We start from the raw sequence: 11,493 nt of genomic DNA, 5'->3' as shown, positions 1-11,493 counted from the left end.
ACCGTGGTCTTATGCGGTATTAGCAGTCATTTCTAACTGTTATCCCCCTGTATGAGGCAGGTTACCCACGCGTTACTCACCCGTCCGCCGCTCAGTCAATTAAGTCTTCATCCGAAGAATCATACTTAAGTGCTTCGCTCGACTTGCATGTGTTAAGCACGCCGCCAGCGTTCATCCTGAGCCAGGATCAAACTCTCGTTAAAAAATCTGAAATCCGTTTTTACACAGACTTTAGAATCAAGTTCGTTCCAGTTCAAGAAAACTACTAGCTTTCTTATCCCTTTTACTGTTTTAAGGTCGACATCTAAATGTCTCGTTCTGAATTTTTCTCTTAAAGAAATCTTCAGGGTTGTTGTCTATTGTTTAATTATCAAGGTTCTTTTTATCTTTGTCTGTCTCTCACGAGTCAGCCTATACATAATACCATGTGTTCTTTTATATGTCAAGATGTTTTTTAATCTTTTTTTGATTTTTTTCAACATCTTTTTTTAACACAATATTCTGTATATATTTACCCCTTTTTCTTCTATATATGGGGTCTACATTAGCCATAAAAAACTGTCTGAAACTATTTGTTCCAGACAGTCAATACTGACTAAAACGGAGAAAGAGGGATTTGAACCCTCGCGCCGGTCACCCGACCTACACCCTTAGCAGGGGCGCCTCTTCAGCCTCTTGAGTATTTCTCCAGCAGAAGTTATTATACTAGACCTTCTGCCTATTGTCAATCATTTTTTTCAGTATTTACAAAATACTTCATTTACAATGTATTTGCATTAATCGTTTGCTCAATACGTTGTTTTACCAATGCTGCTATTTCTTTTGTTTTCATATCTTTATAATCTTCATAATATAATGGTTCCAGAAAGTGAACCTGAACCGTTACAGGGCTAATACTGTTTGTATCAAATGGTTTAAATGAATCTATTAAAGCAACTGGTATGATTGGACATTGAGCCTTTGTCGCAGCTTTAAAACTACCACCCTTAAAATCACCTGGATGATTTCCATTTTTAGATCGTGTTCCCTCTGCAAATATGAGATAATTTCTTCCCTTTTTTACTTCATTTGCCACATCAATAATTACTTGCATCGCCTGACGAACATCTTCACGATCCAGCATATAGGCTTGCATACATGCAAATACTTGTTTTAAAAATTGGATATTAGAAACTTCTTTTTTTGCAACAACGGAAAATGGATATGGACACACATCTACAATCGCAAGAACATCGTATAATCCCTGATGGTTCGGGAAAAACATAAATCCTTGTTCTTTTGGTATATTTTCAAGGCCATGTGCATCTATTGTAACATTTCCACCTTTATTTGCCCTATGACAGATAAATTGTAACATCTTATAATGTTCTTTTTCTTCATATTTATCAACATGATGTGCATGATAACACAATTTTATCCACATAAACGGTACAAGGAAAATATTTCGAAATACCATTAATAATATTCTCTTCATTATCTTTGATACTCCTTAATCGCAGTTTCATATAAATTATTTCCTTCACAGTCCGCAACAACAATTACTGGAAAATTCTCAACTTCTAATTTCCGAATTGCTTCTGTGCCTAAGTCATCATAAGCAACAACTTCTGATGATTTGATACATTTTGACAATAATGCGCCTGCTCCACCTACAGCAGCAAAATAGACGCTTTCATTTCTAACAACTGCATCTAGTACTTTTTTGCTTCTTTTTCCTTTTCCTATCATTGCTGATAAACCAAGATCAAGAAGTCTGGGCGCATATTTATCCATACGGCTTGCTGTTGTTGGTCCGGCAGAACCAATTGGACGTCCTTCTCTTGCAGGAGATGGTCCCATGTAATATATGACCTGATTTTCTATATTAATTGGAAGATTTTCTCCATTTGATAATGCTTCATCCATCCGTTTATGCGCAGCATCTCTTGCAGTATAGATTGTTCCTGTGATATATACATAATCACCAACATGTAGCGAACGAGATACTTCTTTTGTTATTGGTGCTTTTATGTGCTTATCCATCTTATACCTCCCTGATAATGTGTCTATTTACGTGACAGCAAATGTTAATTCCAACCGGAAGTCCTGCGATATGAGTAGGATAAGTATTTACATTTACTGCAAGTGCAGTTGTTGTTCCTCCCAATCCACCTGGGCCAATACCTAATCTGTTAATTTTATCAAGCATTTCTTCTTCTAATTCTTTTACCCATGGAATATCTGAATGTGATCCAACCTCTCGAGTAAGTGCTTCTTTTGCCATAAGTGCGCATTTTTCAAAAGTTCCTCCTACTCCAACGCCTACAATCATCGGAGGACATGCATTCGGACCAGCATCTTTTACTGCAGTTAAAATTGCATTTTTTACACCTTCAATTCCATCTGCCGGCTTCAACATGAATACACGGCTCATATTTTCACTTCCAAATCCCTTTGGAGCAACTTTTATCTTTACTTTATTGCCTTCTACAATACTATAATGAATGATTGCAGGTGTATTATCCTTAGTATTTTCACGAAGGATCGGATCACCTACTACTGACTTTCTCAAAAAACCTTCTGTATATCCCTGGCGTACTCCTTCATTTATAGCATCTTCAAGACTTCCACCTTCAAAATGAACTTCTTGTCCAATTTCCATAAATATTACTGCCATTCCAGTATCCTGGCATATGGGAATCATATCTTTTGCTGCAATCTGAAGATTCTCCTGAAGTTGATCTAAAATCTGTCTGCCAAGAGGTGATTCTTCTGTTTTTACAGCGTTCTTCAAAGCTACATCCATGTCCTTTGACAGAAAATGATTCGCTTCTATACACATTTCTTTAATATTCCTTGTAATTTCACTTACATCGATTGTTCTCATCTACTTCCTCCTTCATTTGGGACGGGGGTTTTTCAAAAATACTCCGTCCCAAATTAATTTTACCCTGTCCCCACTGAATATACAAGTTAATATTCTGAATACTCTGTATCTTTATCTCTCTTATATAAAAAGCTTATATGATCATACACTTCCTGAAAATCAATCTCCAATTCATTATCCCATATACCAACTGGAATCTTTGCATCAAATCCATAAATTACCGGATAATTTTCTGTTTCAAAATTATATACAATAACCTTTTTTCTGTTCGGATCTATCATCCAGTATTCTCTTACCCCGGCATTTAAATATTTATTAAGCTTGATCACAGAGTCTCGTTTGGTCGATGAACGGGATATGACTTCAATAATAAAATCCGGAGCTCCATAAATACAGCGATTAATGATTTTATCCCTGTCACACACAATAACTACATCCGGCTGTACCATCGTCTTATTATCACAATCAAGCTGTACATCAATCGGTGATATCATCGGAAGACACTTTCCTTTTTTATCTAACACATGAGAAATCATCTTACTGTATATAAGTCCTGCTATTAGCTGATGTGCAGAGGTAGGAGATGACATATCGTATATCACTCCATCAATTAACTCGACACGCCTCTCATCCGGTATCTTATAATAATCTTCTAAAGTATATTCCCCTTGCTTCTTCACCTTATAAGAATTCTCAGGTTTCTTTAACACCTGCTCCAATGCACGAAGTGTCTCATATCTTGGTGAACTTGTTACTCCTGAAAAAATCTTCTGGATTGTACCTACAGGTACACCGGAAAGCTCCGAAAGTTGTGCATAAGTATAGCCAAGCTCTGTCTTTCGTTTTAACATTTCCTGAATTGTCATTTTAATCACTTCCATAATAAAATGTGAATCTGTAAGCATATTATATTTTATATATCACCATAAATCAACCATTTGTATTTTATTATATCCATAATATTTCCATTTTATATATTTGTGGAAATATTATGATTATATCTATAATTGACTCGCAAATATTTCTTTTAAAACAACCTCTATTGGTATAAAATACTAATTAAGAACAAGATAAAATCCAAAAAGGGGGATTATTATGACTACAAATATCAACATAGAGCAATTACAGAAGGATGCCGTAGATATTTTTAATGCTGGCTTTGCCTGTTCAGAATCTGTGATCTACGCTATCAGAAAGCATTTTGAGATAGATCTTTCTGATGATGCCATCGCTATGAGCTCAGGTTTTCCGTGGGGACTTGGTGGAGGCGGATGTATCTGCGGTGCGTTAGCAGGCGCAACAATGTGTATTGGTTATTTCTTTGGACGAAGAACTCCTGGAGATCCGAAAATCACAAAATGTTTTGCATTAACAAACGAAATGCATGACGCATTCAAAGATTACTGCGGAGGTACATGCTGCAGAGTTCTTACGAAAGGAAAAGAAAAAAATTCTCCTGAAAGAAAGGCTCAATGTACAGATTTTGTTTCCTTTACAGTAAAAAAAGTTGCTGAAATAATTATCCGTGAACTTGAATCTGAAAACTAATTACTGTCAAAAAGTTTACATAAAAAAATCGGGACAAAAGATTTTTTGTCCCGATTTTTTTACATTATTACTCAATAGGATCCATTATTTCTTCTGAAGCTTTTTCTTCCTCGTCACCTTTTCGCACTTTTGCTATACTTGCAACGATATCTCCTTCTGGAAGGTTTATCAGTTTTACTCCAGATGTTACTCTTCCAAGTGTAGATATTCCTTCACATTTCATTCGAATGATAATACCTTCTGTATTGATAATCATAATCTCATCATCATTATTTACAGCTTTTACTCCGACTACATTACCAGTCTTCTCTGTAATCTTATAACACTTTACACCTTTTCCTCCACGGTTCTGGCGTGTGAATTCTTCCATTGAAGTTCTCTTTCCCATACCTTTTTCTGATACGATCAAAAGTTCTTCGCCCTGGGAATCCAACTGCATTCCAATGACTTCATCACGATCCGACAGATTCATTCCGCGTACTCCCATAGATGTTCTTCCTGTTGGGCGTACATCTTTTTCATTAAAACGAATACACTGACCATACTTGGTTATCATGAAAATATCTCTGTCATTATCGGTATATTTTACTTCAATCAATTCATCTTCTTCCCGAAGTGTAATAGCTGCAAGTCCTGTCTTACGGACGTTCGCATATTCTTTGATAGGAGTCTTCTTTACAAGACCTTTCTTTGTAGCCATCAGAAGGTACTCTCCATCTCTGTATTCATCAATTGGAATAACGGCACTGATTTTTTCTCCAGGCATTAATTGAAGAAGATTCACAATTGCTGTTCCTCTTGAAGTACGACTTGCTTCCGGAATTTCGTACCCTTTTAGACGATATACACGTCCCGTATTGGTAAAGAACATAATATAATGATGTGTATGAGTCATAAATAACTCTTCTACATAGTCTTCTTCCAATGTCTGCATTCCTTTGATACCTTTTCCTCCCCTATTCTGAGATTTGAAAGTATCATTTGACATACGCTTGATATATCCAAGCTTTGTCATTGTAATAACAACATCTTCTTTCGGAATCAAATCTTCCATAGAGATGTCGAACTCATCGAATCCAATTGAGGTTCTTCTTTCATCTCCGTATTTATCACGAATGACAAGAATTTCCTCTTTGATTACTCCAAGAAGAAGTTTTCTGTCAGCTAAGATTGCCTTTAATCTGCTGATCTGTTCCATCAATTCGTTATATTCTTTTTCCAGTTTTTCCCGTTCCAGACCGGTCAGAGCACGAAGACGCATGTCAACGATTGCCTGAGCCTGAACATCAGACAACCCGAATCTCTCCATTAATTCTGATTTTGCAATCTGAACTGTCTGTGAACCTCTGATAATCTTAATAACTTCATCAATATTATCAAGAGCAATCAACAAACCTTCTAATATATGTGCTCTTTCTTCTGCTTTATTTAATTCATATCTGGTACGTCTGGTTACAACCTCTTCCTGATGCTGCAGATAACAATTCAACATTTCCAGAAGATTCATAACTTTTGGTTCATTATTGACCAGTGCCAGCATGATAACTCCAAAAGTATCTTGAAGTTGTGTATGTTTATATAATTGATTTAAGATAACGTTTGCATTGACGTCTCTTCGAAGTTCAATAACAACACGCATACCCTCACGGCTTGACTGATCGCTTAAGTCTGTAATTCCTTCTATCTTCTTATCTCTGACCATTTCAGCGATCTTTTCTATCAATCTTGCTTTATTCACCATAAATGGAAGCTCAGTTACAATAATTCTGCTCTTTCCATTTGGCATAGTCTCAATATCTGTCACGGCACGAACACGAATCTTGCCTCGTCCGGTTCTATATGCTTCTTCAATTCCTCTGGTTCCAAGAATCATACCGCCTGTCGGAAAATCCGGTCCTTTGATAATCTTTAAGATCTCTTCTATTGTAGTCTCTTCTTTATCTTCAATCTGATTATCTATAATTTTTACAACTGCATTGATAACCTCTTTCAGATTGTGTGGAGGTATATTGGTTGCCATACCAACGGCAATTCCGGAAGTACCATTTACCAGAAGATTTGGAAATCTGGCCGGAAGTACAGTCGGTTCTTTCTCTGTCTCATCAAAGTTCGGTACAAAATCTACGGTATCTTTATTGATATCGGCAGTCAGTTCCATAGATATCTTACTTAGTCTGGCTTCTGTATATCGCATAGCAGCCGCACCATCACCATCTACAGAACCAAAGTTTCCATGACCATCTACCAATGGATATCTGGTAGACCATTCCTGAGCCATATTAACCAAAGCACCATATATAGAACTGTCACCATGTGGATGATATTTACCCATAGTATCACCGACAATACGTGCACATTTTCTATGTGGCTTATCAGGACCATTATTTAATTCTATCATAGAATAAAGTATTCTACGTTGAACTGGTTTCAAACCATCTCTTACATCTGGTAATGCACGAGAAGCAATAACACTCATAGCATAATCAATATAGGAGGTCTCCATTGTTTTTTTGAGATCCACTTCGTGGACTTTATCAAAAATATTATCTTCCATTAGTTGTATCCCTTTCTATGTGTTGTGTTATACGTCTAAGTTCTTTACGTATTTTGCATTTTCTTCAATGAACTCTCTTCTCGGTTCTACTTTATCTCCCATCAAAGTTGTAAATGTAAGATCTAATTCTGAAGTTGACTCTTCATCCATCGTTACTCGAAGTAAGATTCTGTGTTCCGGATCCATAGTTGTTTCCCAGAGCTGTTCTGCATCCATCTCTCCAAGACCTTTATAACGCTGGATTTTATTATTGGTATCACGTCCTACTTCAGACAGGATACGGTCTAACTCTTCATCACTGTACGCATACCATACCTTTTTATTCTTTTCCAGTTTATATAATGGAGGCTGAGCCAGATATACATACCCTTCTTTAATTAGATCTGGCATAAACCGATATAAAAATGTCAATAATAAGGTACTGATATGAGCACCATCTACATCGGCATCCGTCATAATAATAATCTTATGATAACGTAATTTGGAAATATCAAAATCATCATGGATTCCTGTACCAAAAGCAGTAATCATTGCTTTAATCTCTGCATTTCCATATATCTTATCCAGTCTTGCTTTTTCCACATTCAATATCTTACCACGAAGAGGCAGGATTGCCTGTGTTGCCCGGTCTCTTGCCGTCTTAGCAGAACCACCCGCAGAATCTCCCTCTACGATATAGATTTCACAGTTCTTAGGATCCTTGTCTGAACAGTCCGCTAACTTACCAGGAAGTGACATGCCATCCAACGCGGATTTTCTTCTGGTCAGATCTCTTGCTTTTCTTGCAGCCTCTCTTGCACGCTGAGCCATTACAGATTTTTCAATAGTCATCTTAGCAACTGCCGGATTCTGTTCAAGATAAACTTCCAGCTGCTTACTTACAACACTATCCACTGCACCTCTTGCTTCACTATTTCCTAATTTTTGTTTTGTCTGTCCTTCAAACTGGGGATCTTCAATTTTTACACTGATAATTGCAGTCAGACCCTCTCTAATATCTTCACCTGACAGATTCGGTTCACTGTCTTTTAATAATTTGTTTTTTCTTGCATAATCATTAAATGTCTTTGTCAATGCATTACGAAATCCCACAACATGTGTTCCGCCTTCCGGGGTTGTAATATTATTGACAAATCCATACGTATTGTCTGAATATGAATCATTATGCTGCATTGCAACTTCTACAGATACGTTATTTACCATGCCTTCACAATAAATAATATCTTCATACAACGGTGTATTACTTCTATTCAAATATTCTACAAATTCTTTAATTCCACCCTCATAATGGAATGTCTTTTCTATTGGTTTTTCTTCTGGTCTCTCATCGCGAAGTACAATTTTTAATCCTTTTGTCAAAAATGCCATCTCGCGGAATCGCTGCTTTAAAATATTGTATTCAAAAACAGTATCTTCAAAAATTGTATTATCCGGGAGAAATGTTACTTTTGTTCCTGTTGTTTCAGTATCACATTTCCCAATTACTTCTAATTTCTGAACTACTTTTCCACGTTCATAACGCTGTTTATAGATATTACCTTCGCGATAAATCTCTACTTCCAGCCAATTAGACAATGCATTTACAACAGAAGCACCAACTCCATGAAGTCCTCCAGATACTTTGTATCCTCCACCTCCGAATTTACCACCGGCATGTAGAACAGTAAATACAACTTCAACAGCAGGAAGACCTGATTTGTGGTTAATTCCAACAGGGATTCCACGGCCATTGTCCAATACAGTTACAGAGTTATCTTTATTAATTGTTACAAATATCGTATCACAAAAACCAGCTAATGCTTCATCTACAGCATTGTCAACAATCTCATATACAAGATGATGAAGTCCACGGGATGAAGTACTTCCAATATACATACCAGGACGTTTTCTAACAGCTTCAAGGCCTTCCAAAATCTGAATTTCATCCGCACCATATTCGTGCTGTACTTTTTCTGTACTCATTCTTATCCTCCTAGTTCTCATTAGTCACTTGTCCATTCTGGACATGAAACACCTTATTTATAGAAAAACAATGATTTACAAAATCTTCTACCCCTGTACAGGTAATAAGTGTCTGTATATCATGAATACTATCTAATAAATAGTTTTGCCTATGTTTGTCAAGTTCAGACAATACATCATCAAGCAATAAAACAGGCGTGTCATGTATGGCCTGTTTTACTAATTCTATTTCAGAAAGTTTTAATGATAATGCAGCAGTTCTCTGTTGTCCTTGTGATCCAAAACGTCTGATATCCAGATCTTGGATCATAAAACATATATCATCTCTGTGAGGTCCTACAGATGTACTTTTAATTCTCAGATCTCTCTCTCTGTTCTTTCTTAATGCTTGTTCTAATGTAAGATTTCCATTACTGGGTTCATAGATTATCTGTATTTCTTCTCTTTTACCAGTTAATTTTTTATGGACAGAAGAAATTATTTTATTAATTTCTTTTATGAATTCTTTTCTTCTATCTATTATTTTAGTACCATATTGAATTAATTGCAATTCCCAGATGTCAAGAGTATCCATCAGTTGTTCTTGCCTGAATGTTCCCATCTCTTTTAATAGATGATTTCTTTGATTCACAATACGATTATAATTGGACAGATTATTCAGGTATACCTTATCCAATTGAGATAGCTCAAGATCAATAAATCTTCTTCTCTCAGAAGGACCATTTTTGATAATATTCAAATCCTCTGGTGAAAAAAATACAAGATTTACAATTCCAAATAGTTCACTGGCTTTCCTTATAGGAATTTTATTGATTGCAATTCCCTTTGGATTATTTTTTTTCAAATGCATATCTAACTGATATTCAATTCCATTTTTTTCGACAACTGCCTCAATATGTGATTCATCTTTTCCAAATTGAATCATATCTTTGTCCTTGGCACCTCGATGCGATTTTGTTGTTCCAGAAAGATATACAGCCTCTAATATATTTGTTTTTCCCTGAGCATTGTCACCATAAAATATATTAGTATTATCATCAAAATCAAGTTTTAAAAGATCATAATTTCTAAAATTTTTGAGTTTTAAAGATTTAATCTTCAATTCTTATTTCTTCTCCATCAAAAGTAACAATATCTCCGGCATATAATTTGCGTCCTCTTCGGGTATCTGTTTCACCATTTACCTTTACCAGACCATCTACAATAACTTCTTTTGCTTCTACCCCAGACTCTACCAGACCTGCCGCTTTTAATGCCTGTCCGAGTTTAATATATTCTTCACGTAATTTTATAGTTTCCATTTTTCCCCCTACGCTACTGCATTAAAGTTTACCGGAAGAATGAGATAGATATAGCTCTCTTCTTCATCTTTGATAAAGCATGGTGCTTTTGCGTTCATCAGATACAAAGTTACCTCTTCGTCATCAATAACACGAAGTGCATCGATTAAAAATTTGGGATTAAAACCTATCAACAGATCTTTTCCTTCTTTGCTAATAAATATTTCTTCATTCATAGATCCAATCTGTGATTTTATCTTTAATTCCATGACTTCATCACCAATATTGATGATAATTGGCTTTTTATCTCCTTCTTTTACAAGTAATGTTGCTCTGTCAATACAGTTTAATAACTCTTTTTTATTAATTCTTACTTTTGTCTCATAATCATTAGAAAGCATCTGATCTATTTTAAAATACTCACCTTCGATCAGTCTTGACACTACAACCGTATTATCAAACTCAAATACAATATGATTGTTGGTATAAGAAATATAAACTATGCTTTCTACTTCTCCAGACAGAATCTTACTTACTTCAATCAAAGTCTTTCCTGGAACAATTAATTTTTTATCACTTACTGAATCTTTCAATTCTATTTTACGAATGGATATACGATGTCCATCCAAAGAGATGACTCTCAGAATATTATTTTTTATCTCAAATAATTCTCCGGTCATTAATTTGTTGCTTTCTGTATCTGCAATAGAAAAGATTGTCTGTCTGATAACTTCTTTCAAAGTAAATTGAGATATTTCAATGGATTCTTCTTTTTCAATAATTGGAAGATAAGAGAATTCTTCTCCAGGCTTTCCTGCAATATCAAATTTTGCTTTTTCACAGGTAATAACAGTCTGAAGATTCTCATCCGTTTCGATGGTAATCTCATTGTCTGGGAGCTTTCTTACAATCTCTGAAAATATCTTGGCATCAATGGCTATCATTCCACGGTCAATGATCTCTCCCTCAATATCTGTCTGAATTCCTAATTCCATATCGTTTGCAGTCAATCGTATAATATCATTTGTAGCATCAATTAAGATACATTCCAGAATTGGCATCGTTGTTTTTGATGGTACTGCTTTAGATACTGTGCTAACTCCTTTTACCAAATTGGATTTATTACAAATTATTTTCATGTGTATAACTCCTTTCACGGGGACATAAATAAATATATATATTAAATAATTACGTCTCCTTCTTATTAGGGGCTGTGGAAAAGAGGATAACTGCTTTCAGCCCTTTATTTATCAGTGTTTCAGGTTTTGAAATGTCTGTGGAAC

10 protein-coding genes, 1 tRNA gene and 1 rRNA gene are annotated in these 11,493 nt (G+C 35.6%); 1 reads left to right on the top strand and 11 read right to left on the bottom strand.

The genetic code is table 11. The features are described 5' to 3' along the window. The 6 genes from ABE613_RS14115 to ABE613_RS14090 all read right to left on the bottom strand — a co-directional run. Window positions 1-203, bottom strand: a 16S ribosomal RNA gene (locus ABE613_RS14115); the annotation flags it as partial. A 398-nt stretch (window positions 204-601) separates the two neighbouring features. Beyond that, window positions 602-689 (bottom strand) — tRNA-Ser (locus ABE613_RS14110). Window positions 690-760: 71 nt separating this feature from the next. Then, the gene (locus ABE613_RS14105) at window positions 761-1,474 is read right to left on the bottom strand and encodes a lysophospholipid acyltransferase family protein (RefSeq protein ID WP_347376717.1); all 714 of its coding nucleotides are present in this window, start codon (window positions 1,472-1,474) and stop codon (window positions 761-763) included. Beyond that, complete coding sequence (locus tag ABE613_RS14100) at window positions 1,474-2,022, bottom strand: Fe-S-containing hydro-lyase (protein ID WP_347376716.1); 549 nt, start codon at window positions 2,020-2,022, stop codon at window positions 1,474-1,476. The genes ABE613_RS14105 and ABE613_RS14100 overlap by 1 nt, the downstream gene beginning before the upstream one ends. A gap of 1 nt (window position 2,023) precedes the next feature. Beyond that, on the bottom strand, window positions 2,024-2,866 hold the full coding sequence (locus tag ABE613_RS14095; RefSeq protein WP_347376715.1) for a fumarate hydratase: 843 nt from the start codon (window positions 2,864-2,866) through the stop codon (window positions 2,024-2,026). An 86-nt stretch (window positions 2,867-2,952) separates the two neighbouring features. After that, a complete protein-coding gene (locus ABE613_RS14090; RefSeq protein ID WP_235234274.1) occupies window positions 2,953-3,732 on the bottom strand; it encodes a Uma2 family endonuclease in 780 nt (259 codons plus the stop codon). A 229-nt stretch (window positions 3,733-3,961) separates the two neighbouring features. Here ABE613_RS14090 and ABE613_RS14085 point away from each other — a divergent pair, with 229 nt between their 5' ends. Next, window positions 3,962-4,414, top strand: coding sequence for a C-GCAxxG-C-C family (seleno)protein (locus ABE613_RS14085; RefSeq protein WP_235234275.1), 453 nt, complete (start codon window positions 3,962-3,964; stop codon window positions 4,412-4,414). 67 nt (window positions 4,415-4,481) lie between these two features. On the opposite strand, the gene gyrA is transcribed toward ABE613_RS14085, so the two are convergent. From gyrA to dnaN, 5 genes are read right to left on the bottom strand one after another with little or no spacing between them, the layout of a single operon-like run. After that, window positions 4,482-6,968, bottom strand: coding sequence for a DNA gyrase subunit A (gyrA, locus tag ABE613_RS14080; protein WP_235234048.1), 2,487 nt, complete (start codon window positions 6,966-6,968; stop codon window positions 4,482-4,484). Window positions 6,969-6,995: 27 nt separating this feature from the next. Continuing rightward, window positions 6,996-8,930, bottom strand: a complete 1,935-nt coding sequence (gene gyrB, locus ABE613_RS14075) for a DNA topoisomerase (ATP-hydrolyzing) subunit B (protein WP_235234050.1) — start codon at window positions 8,928-8,930, stop codon at window positions 6,996-6,998. A 10-nt stretch (window positions 8,931-8,940) separates the two neighbouring features. Further along, entirely contained in the window at window positions 8,941-10,032 is a 1,092-nt protein-coding gene (recF, locus tag ABE613_RS14070; protein WP_235234051.1) for a DNA replication/repair protein RecF, read from the bottom strand. After that, window positions 10,022-10,231: an RNA-binding S4 domain-containing protein gene (locus tag ABE613_RS14065; RefSeq protein WP_347376714.1), complete on the bottom strand. Its 210-nt coding sequence runs from the start codon at window positions 10,229-10,231 to the stop codon at window positions 10,022-10,024. The genes recF and ABE613_RS14065 overlap by 11 nt, the downstream gene beginning before the upstream one ends. 8 nt (window positions 10,232-10,239) lie before the next feature. Further along, window positions 10,240-11,349, bottom strand: a complete 1,110-nt coding sequence (gene dnaN / locus ABE613_RS14060; RefSeq protein ID WP_235234053.1) for a DNA polymerase III subunit beta — start codon at window positions 11,347-11,349, stop codon at window positions 10,240-10,242. Window positions 11,350-11,493: the final 144 nt, after the last annotated feature.

The organism is Dorea chungnamensis (assembly GCF_039832125.1).
Taxonomy (GTDB): Bacteria; Bacillota; Clostridia; order Lachnospirales; family Lachnospiraceae; genus JAFBIX01.
The sequence above is the reverse complement of the archived record's forward strand: the minus strand, read 5'-3'. Positions and strand labels throughout refer to the sequence as shown.